This window comes from Komagataeibacter medellinensis NBRC 3288, assembly GCF_000182745.2.
GTDB classification, from domain to species: domain Bacteria; phylum Pseudomonadota; class Alphaproteobacteria; order Acetobacterales; family Acetobacteraceae; genus Komagataeibacter; species Komagataeibacter medellinensis.
Genome location: NC_016027.1, coordinates 2,623,563 through 2,641,042 on the forward strand (window position 1 = coordinate 2,623,563; position 17,480 = coordinate 2,641,042).

13 protein-coding genes are annotated in these 17,480 nt (G+C 65.2%); 5 read left to right on the plus strand and 8 right to left on the minus strand.

What is annotated here, in order from left to right:
• Nucleotide 1 precedes the first annotated feature (1 nt).
• Together leuS and GLX_RS12345 are read right to left on the minus strand one after the other, a co-directional pair.
• A complete protein-coding gene (leuS, locus tag GLX_RS12340; protein WP_014106290.1) occupies nucleotides 2–2,635 on the minus strand; it encodes a leucine--tRNA ligase in 2,634 nt (877 codons plus the stop codon).
• A gap of 94 nt (nucleotides 2,636–2,729) precedes the next feature.
• Entirely contained in the window at nucleotides 2,730–3,260 is a 531-nt protein-coding gene (locus GLX_RS12345) for a DUF3576 domain-containing protein (RefSeq protein WP_041247407.1), read from the minus strand.
• A gap of 222 nt (nucleotides 3,261–3,482) precedes the next feature.
• Between GLX_RS12345 and GLX_RS12350 the strand changes: the two genes are divergently transcribed.
• Complete coding sequence (locus tag GLX_RS12350; protein ID WP_231850341.1) at nucleotides 3,483–5,549, plus strand: glycoside hydrolase family 3 C-terminal domain-containing protein; 2,067 nt, start codon at nucleotides 3,483–3,485, stop codon at nucleotides 5,547–5,549.
• Nucleotides 5,550–5,641: 92 nt separating this feature from the next.
• On the opposite strand, the gene GLX_RS12355 is transcribed toward GLX_RS12350, so the two are convergent.
• The 6 genes from GLX_RS12355 to GLX_RS12380 form a co-directional block, all read right to left on the minus strand.
• A complete protein-coding gene (locus tag GLX_RS12355; RefSeq protein ID WP_014106293.1) occupies nucleotides 5,642–6,676 on the minus strand; it encodes a lytic transglycosylase domain-containing protein in 1,035 nt (344 codons plus the stop codon).
• Between the two features lie 56 nt (nucleotides 6,677–6,732).
• Nucleotides 6,733–7,176 (minus strand): DUF1489 family protein, encoded by a 444-nt coding sequence (locus GLX_RS12360; protein WP_014106294.1) that lies wholly within the window; start codon nucleotides 7,174–7,176, stop codon nucleotides 6,733–6,735.
• A 16-nt stretch (nucleotides 7,177–7,192) separates the two neighbouring features.
• The gene (locus GLX_RS12365; protein ID WP_014106295.1) at nucleotides 7,193–8,359 is read right to left on the minus strand and encodes a nucleoside hydrolase; all 1,167 of its coding nucleotides are present in this window, start codon (nucleotides 8,357–8,359) and stop codon (nucleotides 7,193–7,195) included.
• A 16-nt stretch (nucleotides 8,360–8,375) separates the two neighbouring features.
• Nucleotides 8,376–9,548, minus strand: coding sequence for a radical SAM family heme chaperone HemW (hemW, locus tag GLX_RS12370; protein ID WP_041247866.1), 1,173 nt, complete (start codon nucleotides 9,546–9,548; stop codon nucleotides 8,376–8,378).
• 23 nt (nucleotides 9,549–9,571) lie between these two features.
• Nucleotides 9,572–11,563: a potassium transporter Kup gene (locus GLX_RS12375; RefSeq protein WP_014106297.1), complete on the minus strand. Its 1,992-nt coding sequence runs from the start codon at nucleotides 11,561–11,563 to the stop codon at nucleotides 9,572–9,574.
• Between the two features lie 105 nt (nucleotides 11,564–11,668).
• Nucleotides 11,669–12,376, minus strand: coding sequence for a YggS family pyridoxal phosphate-dependent enzyme (locus tag GLX_RS12380; RefSeq protein WP_014106298.1), 708 nt, complete (start codon nucleotides 12,374–12,376; stop codon nucleotides 11,669–11,671).
• Between the two features lie 80 nt (nucleotides 12,377–12,456).
• Between GLX_RS12380 and GLX_RS12385 the strand changes: the two genes are divergently transcribed.
• The 4 genes from GLX_RS12385 (at nucleotide 12,457) to GLX_RS12400 (ending at nucleotide 17,378) form a co-directional block, all read left to right on the plus strand.
• Nucleotides 12,457–13,800 carry an RsmB/NOP family class I SAM-dependent RNA methyltransferase gene (locus tag GLX_RS12385; protein WP_014106299.1) on the plus strand — a complete coding sequence of 448 codons (1,344 nt, stop codon included), beginning with the start codon at nucleotides 12,457–12,459 and terminating at the stop codon, nucleotides 13,798–13,800.
• A 62-nt stretch (nucleotides 13,801–13,862) separates the two neighbouring features.
• Nucleotides 13,863–14,540 carry a ribulose-phosphate 3-epimerase gene (gene rpe, locus GLX_RS12390; protein ID WP_014106300.1) on the plus strand — a complete coding sequence of 226 codons (678 nt, stop codon included), beginning with the start codon at nucleotides 13,863–13,865 and terminating at the stop codon, nucleotides 14,538–14,540.
• A gap of 37 nt (nucleotides 14,541–14,577) precedes the next feature.
• Entirely contained in the window at nucleotides 14,578–16,269 is a 1,692-nt protein-coding gene (locus tag GLX_RS12395) for a heparinase II/III family protein (protein WP_014106301.1), read from the plus strand.
• Entirely contained in the window at nucleotides 16,266–17,378 is a 1,113-nt protein-coding gene (locus GLX_RS12400) for a glycosyltransferase family 4 protein (RefSeq protein ID WP_014106302.1), read from the plus strand. Before GLX_RS12395 ends, GLX_RS12400 begins: the two co-directional genes overlap by 4 nt.
• The last annotated feature ends 102 nt before the right edge of the window (nucleotides 17,379–17,480 follow it).

Here is a 17,480-nt window from a genome sequence, read left to right on the forward strand (position 1 = left end):
CCTATTTCGCCACCACGAAATTGACAATCCGGCCGGGCACATGGATGCGCTTTACAATCCGGGCACCTTCCAGCAGGCGGGCCACGTTTGGTTCGGCTTCGGCCATGGCAATGACCTGATCCGCCGGCAGATCGGGGGCGACCGCGATGGTGCCGCGCAGCTTGCCCATGATCTGCACCGCAATGGTCAGTTCACTGGCCTTGAGCAGTTCGTCAGTAGCGGTAGGCCATGCGCGCTCCACCACAGGCTGGCTGCCCGGTTCCAGCAGCGCCATCATCGCTTCTGCCTGATGCGGAACCATGGGGGCGACCAGCAGCGCGATGATGGTGGCAGCCTCGCGTCGGGCAAAGGCCATGCCATCTTCCGCCGCCGCTTTTTCGGCATCGGCCATGGCGGAGGTCAGTTCGTGCAGGCGGGCCACCGCCACGTTGGCGCTGAAGCTTTCCAGCGCATCGGTCACCGCCACAATGGTGCGGTGGGTGGCGCGGCGCAGCGCATCCGCGCTGCGTGATAGTGTTGTGGGGCATGCCGTGCCTGCTGGCACCTGTTCCGCCACCGTGCGGACAATACGGAACACGCGCTGCAGGAAGCGGGCGGCAGCCGCCACGCCGGATTCCGTCCATTCCATATCACGTTCCGGCGGGCTGTCGGACAGCACGAACCACCGCGCCGTATCCGCCCCGAAGCGCTCGATAATGGCGACAGGTGCCACCGTGTTGCGCTTGGACTTGGACATCTTTTCCACGCGCCCGATGGTAACGGGCTGGCCATTGTCGCGGCGCACGGCGCTGTCACCCCGGCGCTCGACTTCCTCAGGGTACAGCCAGCTGCCTTCGGCGTCGCGGTAGCTTTCGTGGTTGACCATGCCTTGGGTGAACAGGCCGTCAAACGGCTCATCCACATGCAGGTGCCCGGTTTCGTGCATCGCGCGGGTAAAGAAGCGGGCATAGAGCAGGTGCAGGATCGCATGCTCGATCCCGCCGATATACTGGTCCACCGGCAGCCAGCCATCAGCTGCGGCCGGCACTGTGGGCGTTGCCGCGTGCGGCGCGGTAAAGCGGGCGAAATACCATGAACTGTCCACGAAGGTGTCGCAGGTATCGGTTTCACGCTCGGCAGGTTTGCCACAGTTGGGGCAGGCCACGTGCTTCCATGTTGGGTGGTGGGCCAGCGGGTTGCCGGGGCGGTCGAATGTCACGTCCTCGGGCAGCTTTACGGGTAGCTGGTCATCGGGCACGGGCTGCGCGCCGCAATCAGTGCAGTGAATGACGGGAATGGGGCAGCCCCAGTAGCGCTGGCGCGAGATGCCCCAGTCACGCAGCCGCCAGTTGACCACGCCTTGACCAATGCCCATGCCTTCCAGCCGGGTAATCGCTTCTTTCTTTGCGGCCTGGGTATCAAGCCCGTCAAGGAAGCCGGAATTGAATAGCGTGCCATGCCCGTCACATGCCTTGTCGGTCATGGTGAAAGTTGCCGCATCCGCTCCCGGCGGCAGGATGACGGGGGTAACGGGCAGGTTGTATTTGCGTGCGAAATCAAGGTCGCGCTGGTCGCCGCACGGACAGCCGAACACGGCACCTGTGCCGTAATCCATCAGCACAAAATTCGCGATCCAGACCGGGAAGGACTTGTCGGACATGAACGGATGGCTGACCCGCAGGCCGGTATCGAACCCACGTTTTTCCGCCGTTTCAATCGCTTCTTCCGATGTGCCCAGGCGCTGGCATTCGGCAATGAATTCCCCTGCCGCCGCGTTTTTGGCGGCAACCTTGGCCGCCAGCGGGTGATCGGCTGCAATGGCAAGGAAGGACATGCCGAACAATGTGTCGGGGCGGGTGGTGAACACCGCGACCGAATCAAGATCGGTATCGAAACCGGCAGGCGGCTCATGCAGACCGAAACGCACCTTCGCCCCTTCGGAGCGGCCGATCCAGCGTTCCTGCATGGTGCGCACGCGTTCAGGCCAGCGCGGTAGGTTGGACAGGCCATCAAGCAGTTGCGGGGCGAATTTCGTGATTTTAAGGAACCACTGCGACAGCTTTTTCTGTTCGATCAGCGCACCCGACCGCCAGCCGCGCCCATCGACCACCTGCTCGTTCGCCAGCACGGTGTTGTCCACGGGGTCCCAGTTGACCCAGCTTTCGCGCCGCTCGACCAGCCCGTCCCTGAGCATGTCGAGGAACAGCTTCTGCTGCTGGCCATAATATTCTGGCAGGCAGGTTGCGATCTCGCGGTCCCAGTTAAATGAAAAGCCCAGCCGCTTGAGTGTAGCGCGCATGGCAGCGATGTTGTCCATCGTCCACTGGCCCGGATGCACGCCGCGTTCGCGCGCCGCGTTTTCCGCCGGTAGGCCAAACGCATCCCACCCCATCGGGTGCAGTACGCTGAAGCCGCGCGCACGCTTGTAGCGCGCCACCACGTCACCCAGCGTGTAATTGCGCACATGACCCATGTGCAACTGCCCCGACGGGTAGGGGAACATTTCCAGCACATAGTATTTCGGCCGGTCGGCGGGAGGGACATCGGGAACATTGAAGATGCCCGAGGCGGCCCAGCGTTCCTGCCACAGCGGTTCTGCCGTGCTGAAGTCATAGGCGGGGAGGGCGCTGTCCGGTGGTGTGCTGGTTTCGGTCATCTGCTTCTGGTTCGGTGTGCGGGGCAGGCGGCGCGTGCCTGCGGGCGGGGGTGGCAGGCGCCACCCGGCGGGAAAGGGTAGGGTGGCAGGGGCCTTAGTGCTGGCCGCTATCGGTGCGCAGCTGTCGTGCGCGCGTCAGGATACGGGCCGTGATGTCGGATACCGTATTGGCGGCCACGGGGGTGTCCACCCACTGGTTGTCCTCATAGGCCTGGCGGAAGACCGAGACCCGCAACGCATCCGAACGCAGGCTGCGCGAAAGGATGAAGCAGGTGATCTTGAAGCGCTCGTCCTTGGTGGCGGGGGGGGTGTACCAGTCCGTCAGGATCACGCCCGCCACGGCGTCGGCCGAAGCAAAGGGCATGAAGGACAGTGTATCGAGCGCGCCGCGCCACAGGAAGGCATTGACCCCGTTGCTTTCCAGCGGCGTCGAGCCACCATTAGCGCCCCGGTCTTCCTTAAGCAGGCGATTCTGCGGAATGGCCAGCCCGCTCCTGTCATGCTGCGGCGCGCTGCCGCAGCCGGCCAGCAGGCTGGCAGCCATAAGGGCAAGGGCTGCACGCGGCGGTAGGGGGCGGCGCTGGGGCACGGCGGAGGGGGCTGGATTGGGCGGGCGAAGGGTCATGATGCCTCTATGGACGCCGGGGATGGCCCCCGCAGGTGGTAATCCGGCCATGCGCCTGAACTGCCGGTGGTGCCGGGCAGGGTGCGTCCTAGCCTGTCTCGTTCTCCGTATCTTCATATCGTGCGATGCCTGTCCCGCCAAGTCGCACGGGCACTTTACCGTGCCTTGCGTGACAATCCGGGCATTAGGGCGCAAAAATACACGCCGCGCGCACAGCAATGGATGATGATGAAATACGTGGAACCCCGGCCCGGCCTGCCTGTTTCCTGTTTACTGGCGGTCCTGTGCATGGGGGTGCTGGCATGGTCCCTTGCGCCTGTACCGGCCCGGGCGGTGGCAGGGGGGAGTGTGGGCATCGCCGCCCATGCCGCCGACATGGCGGCCCGCATGCAGCCAGCCGAGCAGCAGGCCGTGCTGCAGGCCCGCCCCATAGGGGGAGGCAGTGCTGGCGTGCAGGCAGGGGGGGGCATGCTGGCGTGGCCGGGCGTGGCCCGGCTTGGCCTGCCCGCGTTGCGCATGCCCGATTTTTCCGGTGCGGCCCGCTCCGCCGATGATGGTCCCCATCCCATGCTGCCCTGGCTGGCGCTGGCGGCGACATGGGACCCTGACCTGGCCCGCCGGGTGGGGGTGGCACGCGCCCATGCCGAATGGGTGCAGGGGCGCGCCGTTGTCCGGGTAGGGGGGATCGACCTGCTGCCATCAAACCGCCTGCAGGCGGGTGAGGACCAGGTACTGGCGGGCACCATGGCCGGCATGATTGGCATGGGCCTGCTGTCGGGGCATGTGCTGCCCGTGTTCGGCTCGGTCATGAAGGAGGAGCAGGTCCGCGACGATGGCGCCCTGCCCGAACGCGCGGCCCCCGTTCCCGCTGCCCATCTGGCCGATGGCAGCCTGCTGGGGCTGGCCATGGCGCTGGAGATTGCCCATGGTGGCGCTGTGCTCTGTGGCGGCATGGCGGCCTGCCAGACGGTAACGGGACTGGAGGCGATGGTGCATGATGCCTGGCATTTTCCCGGTATGGTCATGGCGGTACCTGGTGGCCTTGGCCTGGCACAGGACGGTGATGCCGGCGCCGTTCCTGCGGCATTGGCCGCAGGCGTGGACATGGAGCAGGTCTCGGCGCGCGAGGACGGTCATGACATGTTTGGCGCTCCCCTGCGGCAGGCGCTGAAAGACGGCAGCGTCAGGCCCGCCCAGTTGCAGGCCATGGGCACGCATATCCTGGCATCCTTCTACATGGCTGGCAGCCTTGACCATCCGCCGTCTTATACCTCAGCCAGGGCAACGGCTGTCATCCCGCCCGGAACCGATACGCTGGTGGGGGATGTGGAGGCGGAGGGTACCGTCCTGCTCCAGAATGAAAACCGGGTCCTGCCCTTCAATCCCGCCCTTGGTCCGGTACTGCTGCTGGTGCGCGCGCCCATGCGCCATGCGGCGGCCTTGCTGGCCGATGAACTGCGCCACGCGGGGCTGGACGTAACGGTTACGGTGGCGGCACAGGGCACAGGCGCGCCGGGCACCCTGCCGCCAGCCACGGCGCAGGCCGCGCGCACGCTGGTGCTCAGCGACAGTGATGAGGATAACCGGATGATCTCCACCCTAGCGGATCTGGGGGGACATGTTGCCGTGGTGCTGACCCATGATGACCCCGACCGGACCATGCCCTGGCTTGATATGGTGGATAGCGTGGTGCAGGCCTGGGCGTGGCGTGACGGGCATGCCCGCCCGCTGGCGGCGCTGCTGTCCGGGCAGCAGGATTTTTCCGGCCATCTGCCCGTAACGCTGACTGGCGGCTTCTACCCGCCGGGGATGGTGGATGCAGATTACCGTGCCTTCGCACGGGCACATGTGGTGCCGCTGTTTCCCTTTGGCTACGGCCTGTCGGCACGCGGGCACCTGACATTGAGCGACCTGCATGTGGTGCGTGAAGGCATGCATCTCAATGCCAGTTTTTCCATAACCAATCCTGATGGGGCCCCGGTGCGTGCCGTGCCGCAGCTTTATGTCGACCCGTCCCCCGCTCAGGTGGCCCCGCCCAGGCTTGCCGCGTGGCGCAGTATCATGGTGGCACCAGGGCATACGGTGCGGGTGAGCCTGCCGGTCAGCCTGCGCCTGCTGGCGCAATGGAATGTGGCTGGCGGCAACTGGGCGGTGGCGACGGGGGATTATACGCTTTCACTCGGGTTCTCATCGGTCATGCTGGTGCGGCATGCGGGGGTGCACCTGCCTGCCCTGCATGTGCCCGCCGTTCTGGACACGGCCCCGTCCCCCGGCACTGCGGCGGACTGAGGGCCTGTTCCCGGAATTTTTTCCTTTTCACCCCAAATACTATTGCAAAGCAGGGGGCAGGCATGTTGCGGCTTGGCCGCCGTGCCGACACCTTACTGGCCGGGCCGTATGACCGTGCAGGGCAGCCCCTGTGATGCAAGGGTCGCGCATGCGCGGGTTGCCGCAACCTGCGACAGGCCGGCAAGGCGCGCGCGATAGATCACGCCCGTGGGCCTGCTGACCGGAATGACCATGCTGCGCGCACCCTGCAGGGCCGCGAAATCCCCCTGCCGCGCCATGGAATTGGCAAATCGGGCCTGTCCCTCGGCTGAGAAGGCGCCCACCTGCACCATCCATGCCCCGTAACCTGCCCCGGCGCTGGTAGCAGGGGGGGCGGTGGTGCGTGTCTCGGTGCGGCAGGTGGTGCCGGTGGGGTCATAGGCGGCATTTTCATCCTGCACGCAGGCGGTGCGGCGCTGTAAGGGGGCGGGCGGGTTGAGGGTTGCGTACTGGACGTAGGTATGACCCGGCTGGATTGTGGTGCCCCCCGTGCCCAATGGCGGCGGGGTGGCGCTGACACGCTGGCTGGAAGAGCCATAAACCGCCAGCGGCCCACTGAGTGCGACCTCATTGCCCAAGTTGGGCGTGATGATGCGCAGGTAGCGCACGGTCTGGCTGGGCAGGGGGCGGCCGTTTTCAAGGTAATCGTTCACACGCACGGTGCCTGCGTTGTAGGCGGCCAGGAATCCCGGCGCGCCATACATCCCGTACAGGATACGGATATAGGCGGTGCCCGCCAGAATGTTGTTGTGCGGGTCATACGGGTCGGCGCCAAGGTGGTTGCGCTGCCGCATCTCGGCATAGGTGGGCGGCATGAGCTGCATCAGCCCGATCGCCCCGCTGGCGGAACGGGTCAGGTGGCCGTCAATATATTCGTTCCCGCCCGATTCCTTCTGTATCACCGCGCGGATCCACGGCTGCGGTACGCCAAAGCGGGCGGAGGCATCGGCAATATAGGGCTGCCACGGGTCGTTTGCGGGGCCCGGCGGGCGGTAAGCGGCCTTGCCCTGGTAATAGCGCTGGTAGTGTGCCCCGCCATTGCTCATGCCGCCGGAACTGGCGCAGGCGGCAAGTCCCAGCCCCATCATTCCCAGTATGAAAAACCGCGTGATATCCGCGCGTGTGGGCAGGCTTGGTCGTTTGTTCAGATCAGGCACAGTTCCGCCAGTTCGTTGCGCAGGGCCTTGGGCAGTACATCGCCACTATGGCTGCTGGTCCGCAGGTCAGGGGGGGCATCCTCGGGGCGGAGGTAGCGCCAGCCCTGGAACGGGCGCATGGCCCGGGGGCTTACGGGAATGATTTCGGGCGCCATGACCACCAGTGCGCAGGCGGTTCCATCCTCACGCGTGTCGGGGCGTATGGCGGTAATGCGCTGGCGGCACAGGATGCGCCCGCCAATCACGCGGTAGATCGACCCCCCCTCGCATATCTCCGCTGCCCGGCGGGGGTACATGCGCGTGCGGAACCACGGCAGGCCAGCGGTGTCCGTGCCATCCAGGTCATCGACCGGCGGGGTCTGGTGGGACTGGCGGCGGACCAGATCCTCGATGGACCCGATGCCGACCGCCAGTTTGACCATATGAAGCATGGGCGCGCGGGTCCGCTTACTGCCCGTGGGCGGGAAGGTCGCTTTGAGCTTCCTGTGCAAAAGTGTCCCGGAAGCGCTGGGCGTCAATACTGCGCACGATATGCATGCGCTGCATCGGGCTGCCATGGGGAACCAGCGCATCGGGTACTACAAAGGCGTGGCCGTAATGCGGGCCACGACTGGTATCAATATCCAGATGTGCGTCCACGGCCGATGTGATCAGCGTAGGGTCGGCCGCAATTGCCGCCGTCATTTCATCCCACATGGGCAGTGGCTCGTAATAGGCGCCGATATAACTGGTCAGCGCGGTTTTCTTGCTGGTCAGCCTTGCCAGATATTCGCGTGACAGCATCAGGTCGTTCGACACGCTGCCCACCACCGTGATCGCCTTCCATGGCGCGGTCAGCGTGATGTGGGCGCCTTCGGGATCGAAGATCATGTTGAAGTCGGAGGCGAAGTCGGCATTGCCGGTAACTGACATCATGCTGGTATCGAGCATGCCCCCCATGAAGATGAGCTGCTTCGCCGTCTGGGCAAAGGTCGGGTCCTGACGGATGGCAAGCGCCAGATTGGTCAGCGGCCCGGCCGCCAGGATCGTGACCTGGTGCGGGTGGGCATGCACCTGCTCGATCAGGAACTGTGCGGCACTCTGGGCTATTGGCGCGGTATGGGGGGTGCCTTCCTTCATCGGGCCGATGCTGGCGGGCTGGGTGTCGGTCGCCTTGTCGATCGAGCCCATGCCACCCCACGCACCCTTCCACGGTATGGTGCCAAACTGCATTTCATGCAGGCGCATCTCGGCGCGGGTATTGACCAGCGGGTAGACCGCGCCATCGGCCACCGGCACATCCGTACGGCCAATAATTTCAAGCAGGCGGCGCAGATGAGCCGATTCTGAATTCTCCCATCCATCGCCGCTGACCACCGTAAAGCCCAGTACGCGCACATGCGGGTTGAACAGCAGCGGGATGATGGAAAGCTGGTCTGAGCCGCCCGGACCAAGGAAATCGTTGTCCTCGATCACCAGTTCCGGCCCGGACGTGTCGGAGGTGGGAGCGGGGGCTGCGTGGGCGGTGGTAGCCACCAGTGTCACGGCTGCCGCACAGGCTGCAAGCCGCTTTGACAGCGAAAGGACGGATGAAAACACGCAGCATGCTCCTTGGTCTGGATATTGTTGCGCCATGGTATTGCCTAAATTCCTAAAGCACCAGTGCGGCGAGCAGGCTTTCCAGTCGCAGGCGGCCTTCCGCCGTGGCGCGCAGGTTCTGGCGGGCAGTATCATGCACCACGTACCCCTCTTCCACCGCCGCTTCCATCATGGCCGGGTCGGTTGCATCCGTAATGGACATGCCGGTGCGCCGGGCAAAGCGGGGCAGCGAAATGCCTTCCGCCAGCCGCAGGCCCATCAGCAGCATCTCGCGCGCGCGGTCGCGGTTGTCCAGCGGTTCATCGGGGTGGGCGCCGGTGCCGGTGCGTTCCACGCGTTCGGCCCATGGCTCGGGTGCCCGGTGGCGGCGGGTGGCGGCGGTTACCCCATTACAGGTCAGTCGCCCATGGGCGCCGGGGCCAATGCCCAGATAGTCGCCATAACGCCAGTAGGTCAGGTTATGGCGGCTTTCGGCACCGGGGCGGGCGTAGTTTGAAATTTCGTAGCCCAGCAGGCCGTGTCGATCTGCCACTTCGGCGGTCAGTCCATACAGCCGGGCGGCGTCATCGCTATCGGGCAGGCGGAAACGGCCCTGGCGGTACAGGCCTTCGAAGCGGGTGCCGGGTTCAATGGTTAACTGGTAGAGCGAGAGGTGATCGGATACCAGCGCAAGGGCCGCCTCAAGCTCGGCCCGCCAGGCGCGCGCATCCTGCTCCGGCCGGGCATAGATCAGGTCGAACGAGATGCGGTCGAACAGCCCGCGTGCCGTCTCCAGCGCGGTGATGGCCTGTTGCGCGTCGTGTTCGCGGCCCAGAAAGCGCAGGGCTTCGGCATCAAGGCTCTGCACACCGACCGAAATGCGGTTGACCCCGGCATCGCGGAAGGCGCGCAGCAGGCCGGTTTCCACGCTGGTGGGGTTGGCCTCCAGTGTAATTTCCACGTTGTCCGTCAGGCCGAACAGGGTGCGGGCGTCTTCTATCAACCCCGCCACGGTTTCCGGCGCCATGAGGGAGGGGGTGCCGCCACCAAAGAAGATCGAGCCGATCCGCGGCCGCTCCATCGGGCCGTCACCCATGCGCCCGGCCTCGAACGCCAGTTCGCGCCGCAATGCCGCGCCAAAGCGCATGCGCGGGACCACGTCGCGCACATGGCTGTTGAAATCGCAGTACGGGCATTTGGACAGGCAGAACGGCCAGTGCACGTACAGCGCCAGCGGTTCCGCCATGCCCATATCGGGGTTCATGCGGGTCAGATCCCCAGCCGTACACCCAGTTCCACAACGCGGTCGGGCGGGATACGGAAGAACTCGGTTGCCGGTGTGGCATTGCGCGCCATGAACAGGAACAGCGACATCCGCCACCGCGACAGTTTGGGCACGGACGAGCGCACCAGCAGTTCCCGGCTGGTGAAGTAGGAGGCCTGCAATGCATCGAAATCGAGGCCGTTGGCCTTCAGGTCTTCCAGCGCGCGGGGCAGGTTGGGCATTTCCATAAAGCCGTAGCGCAGGATGATGCGGTAGATGTCAGGTGCGAGTTCCTGCAGTGCCACGCGGTGGCCGTGGTCGGCTTCGGGCTGGTCCAGTGTCTGCACGGTCACGAACAGCACGTGGTCATGCAGGACCTTGTTGTGCTTGAGGTTGTGCAGCAGGCAGGCGGGCACGAAATCGGGGTTGCCCGTCATGTACACCGCCGTGCCCGGCACGCGGATGATGCGTGACTGCGGCAGGCGGGCCAGGAACGAGTTCATCGGCATACTGTCCTGCTTCTGCCGGTTCATGATCAGCTGGCGGCCCTTCTTCCACGTCGTCATCATCAGGGTAAGCACGATACCCAGCAGCACCGGCACCCAGCCGCCCTGCGGGATCTTGAGCGCGTTGGAGGCAAAGAACGTCGTATCCAGCAGGAAGAACCCGCCAAAGGTTACAATGGCTGCCGGCCGCGACCAGTGGTACAGCCTGCGGAACACCACCATGGCCAGCACACAGGTGCACATGAACGTGCCCGTCACCGCAATGCCGTAGGCCGAGGCCAGCGCATCCGAACTGCGGAAGGCCAGCACCAGCAGTAGTGCCCCCACCATCAGGAAGCGGTTGAACTCGGGCAGGTAAATCTGACCTTCTTCTTCTGCATTGGTGTGGGTCACGCGCATGCGCGGCAGGTAGCCCAGCTGGATGATCTGGCGGCACAGCGAGAACCCGCCAGAGATGCCCGCCTGGCTGGCAATGACCGTGGCAAAGGTGGACAGGATGATCATCGGTACCTGCAGCCAGTGCGGGCCGAGCAGGAAGAACGGGTTTTCCAGCGCCTTGGGGTCTGAAATGATCAGCGCGCCCTGGCCCAGGTAGTTCAGGGCCAGGCAGGGCAGCACGCAGAACAGCCACGCATAGCGGATGGGCTGGCGGCCGAAATGCCCCATATCGGCATAAAGCGCCTCCGCCCCCGTGACCGACAGCACGACCGAACCCAGCGCAATGAATGAAAGCCAGCCGTGATAGATGATGAACTGCACCGCATAGGTAGGCGATATGGCCAGCAGCACGGCGGGATGGTGCAGGATCTGCAGGCCCCCCAGTATACCCAGCAGGCTGAACCAGACCAGCATGATCGGCCCGAATATGGTGCCTACCTTGCCCGTGCCGTAGCTCTGCACCGAGAACAGGCCCACCAGTACCAATAGGGCAATGGGAATGACCAGGTCGCGCGCGGCGGGGAAACTGACCTCCAGCCCCTCCACGGCTGACAGCACGGAAATGGCGGGCGTGATCATGCCATCGCCGAAGAACAGGCATGCCCCCCCGATTCCCACCATGCCCAGGGCAATGCGCATGCGGTTGCTGGGGGCGACGCGCTGGGCCAGCGACATGAGCGAGATGATCCCACCCTCGCCATTATGGTCGGCGCGCATGATCAGGATGACGTATTTGACCGTCACGATCAGCAGTAGCGACCAGATGATCAGGCTGAGCACCCCCAGCACTTCCCACGGTGCGATCCGGTGGTGCTGCGAGACCACCATGATGGTCGAGCGCAGGGCGTAGATCGGGCTTGTGCCAATATCGCCAAACACCACACCCAGCACGCCCAGCAGGGCGGCGAAGCCCACGGGGTTGGCCGCGTGTTCGTGCTGGTCCGCCCCGTATTCGGTAATCTTGGGCGGTGTGCCGGTGGCCGGTGCGGCATGGGCACCGCCATTCGGGGTCGTCGAAAGTCCGGGGGCATCAGGCCCCGTGGGTTGCGTCATGTCGTGACGGCTCCGCGGCAATGAAGACTGAAAACCGGCATCTCGTCGCGGCCGGATAGTTCCGCATTACCGCCTAGCCCCATGCGCAGCAAGGCCCGTATCCGCTCAGGTGCCATTCGCCCCGCCTTGCGTCGCGGCGGGGCGCGCGCCAAAAATGGCGCTGCCCACGCGCACCAGCGTTGCGCCACAGGCAATCGCGCGCTCGAAATCGGCTGACATGCCCATCGATACGACATCCAGCCCATGCCTGCGTGCCATGGTGGCAAGCGTGTGGAAATGCGGCGTCGGGTCCTGATCGTGGGGCGGGATGCACATCAGGCCGCGCACGATGCCGGGGCCAAAGCGTTCCAGGCTTGCGGTGATGAAAGCATCGGCATCTTCCAGCCTTACGCCGGATTTCTGGCTCTCGTCGCCGGTATTGACCTGCACCAGCAGACCCGGCATGCGGCCCGCCCTGTCGGCAGCGCGTGCAAGGGCATCGGACAGGGCGGGGCGGTCAAGGCTTTCGATCATGTCGGCAATGCGTACGGCTTCCAGCGCCTTGTTGGTCTGCAACCCGCCGATGATATGCAGCCGCAGGTCGGGCCAGCTTGCGCGCAGGCCGGGGAATTTGGCGGCTGCCTCCTGCACCCGGTTCTCGCCGAAGAGGCGTTGCCCCGCTTCCAGTGCTTTGATGACGCTGGCCTGCGGGTGGAACTTGGATACGGCCACCAGTCCCACGCTGGAGGCCTGCCTGCCCGCCGCCTGCGCGCTGGCTGAAATACGGGTGCGGATGCCCGTCAGGGCCTGTGCTATGGAGGATGATGTTGACATGGCTCTAGGCTTGGCATGAATACCTCCCCGGTCAAGCCCCCGTGTGCCCGTGGGTGTCGCAGCTTTCAGGTCAGGATTATATGAAGTCTCCCCCATCATCCCCCCCCATGGGCCGCAGGCCCGGAACTGGCCGCCCCGCAACGGGCCGCCCGGACCGGCAGGGGTCGAAGGCCGCCCCGGACCCCACGCGCGATATCGCCTTTGATATCGTGGAAGGGGTGATCGCCCACCGGCGCATGCTCGATACATCGCTTGAACATTCCGCCGCCGCCCGCACGGCCGAACCGCGTGACCGTGCCGCCGCCCACAGGCTGGCCGCCACCGTGCTGCGCCACATGGGCACGGCGAACGAAGTGCTGGCACCCTTCCTCAAGCGCGAACCGCCAGAACCGGTGCGTGTGGTGCTACTGATTGGCGTGGCGCAACTCCTGTTTCTTGACACGCCGCCGCATGCGGCCGTCGCTACCTCCGTCGCCCTTGCGCGCAGGCGGGGGCTGGTGCCGTTTGCCGGGCTGGTCAATGCCGTGCTGCGCCGTGTCGCGGCGGGTGGTACGCAGGCGCTGGAAGGACTGGACCAGCCACGGCTCGATGTGCCGGCGTGGCTGTGGCAGTCCTGGGGGGCGCTGGCGCGGCCCATTGCCATGGCCCTTGGCCACGAGCCGCCCCTTGACCTGACCATTCGCCCCGGGGCCGAATCCCCCCCGGGTGGTGAACTGATGCCCGGCGGCAGTGTGCGTTTTGCGGCAGGCACGGCAAAGGTTGCCGAACTGCCCGGCTTTGCCGAAGGCGCATGGTGGGTGCAGGACATGGCGGCCACCCTGCCCGCGCGCCTGCTGGACGTGAAAGCGGGTGAACGCGTAGCCGACTTATGTGCGGCACCGGGCGGCAAGACCGCCCAACTGGCCTGTGCCGGGGCGGATGTGTTTGCCATCGAGCGTGAGGGCAGGCGGATCGAGCGCCTGCGCGCCAATCTGACCCGGCTGGGACTGGATGGCGTACATGTGATCCATGCCGATGCTGCCGGATGGCGGCCTGAAACGCCGCTGGATGCGATCCTGCTCGATGCGCCGTGTTCGGCTACCGGCACCATCCGTCGCCACCCCGATGCCATGTGGATCAAGCGCCCACGTGACATCGCCACCATGGTGGAAGGACAGGACCGGCTGCTGGCCGCCGCGCGTGATATGCTGCGCCCCGGCGGGCGGCTGGTCTATGCCGTGTGCTCGCTCCAGCCCGAGGAAGGCGAGCAGCGCGCCCGCGCCGCAGAAGCGATGGGCCTAATTGCCGATCCTTTCACGCCAGAGGAACTGGCCTTCCTGCCGCAGGCCCGCACGCCGGAGGGGTGGCTACGCACCCACCCCGGCATGCTGGCCGCACAGGGGGGCATGGACGGGTTTTTCGCCGCCCGTTTCCGCCGCGCCTGAAAGAGGAGGAAAAGACGCAGGAAATATTGGCGCACATCATGGATTGCTGTTAAAAAACAGGCATGGCTGCTCTCAAGCCCCCCCTCATCGCACCGAGCCTGCTGGCTGCGGATTTCTCATGTGCGGCGGATGAAGTCGCCGCCGTTGAACGCGGCGGCGCCGACTGGCTGCACCTTGATGTCATGGACGGGCATTTCGTGCCCAACCTGTCCATGGGGCCGCAACTCATCAAGGCGCTGCGACCCAGGTCGAAGCTGGCGTTTGACGTGCATCTCATGATCGCGCCGGTGGACCCGTATATCGAAGCCTTTGCAAAGGCAGGCGCGGACCATATCCACCTGCATGTGGAGGCCGGGCCGCATACGCACCGCTCGTTGCAGCATGTGCGCGACCATGGGGTAAAGCCCGGCATCGCCATTTGCCCCGCCACCCCGCCTGAGGCGGTGAGCGAAGTGCTGGATCTGGTGGACATGATCCTTGTCATGACGGTCAACCCCGGCTTTGGCGGCCAGAAATTCCTGACCAGCCAGCTTGCCAAGATCAAGACCCTGCGCCGTATGGCCGATGCTACGGGTCGTGACATCCGCATCGGGGTCGATGGCGGCATCACTGCCCAGACCGCGCCGCTTGCAGTGGCTGCGGGTGCCGATGTGCTGATTGCGGGCACATCTGTCTATGGGCAGGATGATTACGGTGCAGCCATAAGGGATTTACGGTCCGGGGTGCATATCCCGGCGTGAGAGACCGCCCCCCGATAGAGTGCAGGGGTGAAGTGTCATGCCGCTGAAGCGCCTGACACGTGGGGCGCGTCTGTCCCTTGCGCGGCTGCCCGTGTTTGGCCATGGCAGGCGGCTGCCGCCATCGCCTGTCCATAATGTGCGCGACCTGTGGCCGGGGGATCCGGTGGTCGGGGCCAGGCTTGTCCGTGGCAGTCTGACATGGGCGGGTTATACCCACCCTGTTGGCCCAGGCATGTGGGATGCGCCGGAATTCGAACCGGTTTTCCGTGAAGGTCTGCTCGGTTTCCGCTGGCTGCGCGACCTGCGCGCGGTGGGCACCGATGCGGCGCGACTCAAGGCGCGCGCGCTGGTTGATGACTGGCTGCACCACCCCTCCCAGAACCCGCTGGCGCTGGAATGTGGGGTGATCGGCGCGCGTGTGGCCGCGTGGCTGGGGCATTATGATTTCTTTGCTGCCTCCGCCAGCGATGCCTTCCGCCAGCGCCTGATGGCCCGCATTCTGGTGGAAGGGCGTACGATTGCAGCGCTTATGCCGCCCGAACGGCATGACTGGCATGCTCTTGCCGCCCTGAAGGGCCTGCTTGCGGTGGCGGTAGCCATGCCGGAATATACCGGCTTCCTGGCCCGGTACCGCCGCTATATCGATACCGTGGTGGAACACCAGGTCCTGCCAGACGGCTGGCATGTCGAGCGTAGTCCCGAGGTGCAGTTGCGCGCCTTACGTGAACTGGCGGAAATGCGCGCCATGATGCAGGCGGTCCAGCATGCGCTGCCCCATTCGGTTGCCCTGGCGCTGGACAAGATGAGCCCGGTGCTGCGCGCCATGCGCCATGGTGACGGGGGGCTTGCACTGTTCAATGGCAGCCATGAACGCAGTGCGGCCCTGGTGGAGATGGTGCTCTCCCAGGCCACGCGCACGCGGGTGGTGGCCAGCAGCATGCCCGATGGCGGGTTTGTGCGTGCGCAGGCCGGGCGCTCGCTGCTGCTTGTGGATGTGGGGGTGCCGGCTCCTCACGGCCATGACCGCAATGCCCATGCGGGTACGCTGTCGTTTGAATTCTCATGTGCGCGTCAGCGCCTGATCGTTAACTGTGGCGGGGGCGTGCTGCCTGCGTGGAAAGAGGCCCTGCGGCAGACGGCGGCCCATTCCGTTGTGGTGGTGGAGGAGATGTCCTCCTCCGAATTCGGTGCGGACGGGACCCTGCGCCGCAGGCCCGCTCATGTGGGCGTGGAGCATGCGGTGGCTGAGGGCGCGCACTGGCTCAATCTCTCGCATGATGGGTATCATGCCTCTGCGGGGGCGACTTATTACCGCAGGCTCTACCTTGGTGGCGATGGCGAGATCCTGCGCGGCGAAGACGTGCTGGAGGGCGAGCGCGAACTGGCCTTTGTCCTGCGGCTGCATTTGCATCCATCCGTCAACGCCGTTGATGCGCAGGATGGGTCGATCCTGCTGGAAGCGGGTGAACAGCACTGGCGCTTTCGTGCCATGGGCGGCGTGGTGGACCTGGAGGAAAGCGTGTACCATGGTGGCCCAAGTCCATGCCGCACGTTGCAGCTTGTGGTGCGGGTGGACCCGGCAGCGCGGGCAGCAGGCGACGCCCCGCCATCGGAGGAAGCCGGGGGGCCGCCCTCTGGGGCATCAGGGACTGCTCTGGTGTCGCCGGGGCGGGTGCGGCAGGTGGTGCGCTGGGCCTTCAGGCGTGAAAAGCTGCTACTGTTGGCATGAAGGTCCTTGAAATCACCAATGTCGATTTCTCGATGCGGCAGTTCCTCTTCCCGCTCATGCAGGCCCTGCGCGAACGGGGGCACGATGTGACAGGGGCCTGCGCCGAAGGCCCGCTGCTTGATGCCATGTGTGCCGATGGCCTGCGGGTGGTGGCCGTTCCCATGTCGCGCACCCTTTCGCCCGTGGCGCAGTGGCGGGCGTGGCGGGCGCTCGTGCGCCTGATCCGGGAGGAAAAGCCCGACCTTGTGCATGCCCATATGCCCATCAGCGGCCTGCTGGGGCGGTTTGCCGCCTGGCGGTGCGGGGTGCCGCGCGTGGCCTATACCTGCCATGGTTTCCTGTTTAACCAGCCGGGATCGCGCCTGCGGCGCATGGCGTCCCTTGTGTTGGAATGGCTGGCGGGCAAGGTGACGGATATTTACCTGACCGTATCGGAGGAAGAATCGCGTGATGCCCGCAGGCTGGGTATCCACCGCTGTGCCACCGGTATTGGTAACGGGCGTGACCCTGCCATTTTTCATCCCGACCCGGCCGCCCGAATCCGCCTGCGCGCGCAATTAGGTGTGGGGGCGGGGCAGGTTGTCATCCTGGCAGTCTCCCGTCTTGTGCGTAGCAAGGGCTATCCCGAACTGCTGGCGGCCATGCGGGCGTTGCCGGGCAATGCCGTATTGTGGATTGTAGGCGAGCGCCTGCCCAGCGACCGGGGGGAGGATCTGGAACCCTGTTTTGCTGCCGCCCGTGCGGCACTCGGGCCAAGGCTGGTCTTTCTGGGCTACCGTGAGGACGTGGCGGCTATCATGACGGCAGCGGATATTTTTGTGCTGCCCAGTCATTTCGAGGGCCTGCCAATGAGCGTGATCGAGGCCATGCTGTGCGGCCTGCCGGTGGTCTCCACCGATATTTCTGGCCCGCGTGAGCAGGTGGTGGCGGGGGAAACCGGCCTGCTGGCCCCCCCGGCCGACGTGCCGCAACTGGCGGCAGCACTGAGGGCGCTGGTGGTGGATGATGCTCTGCGTCAGCGCATGGGCACGGCGGGGCGTGCGCGTGCGCTGGCATGTTATACGCAGGCTGCTGTCATGGCCCGCACGGTATCTTTGCTAACGAAATGAAATAGAAAGAAGTTTTTGGTGAAGCTTTGTTCAAAAGCATTCAAAAGAATGCTGCCTTTTTTAAAAAGGCAGCACCCAAAAACGTCCATTCTTTTCTATTTC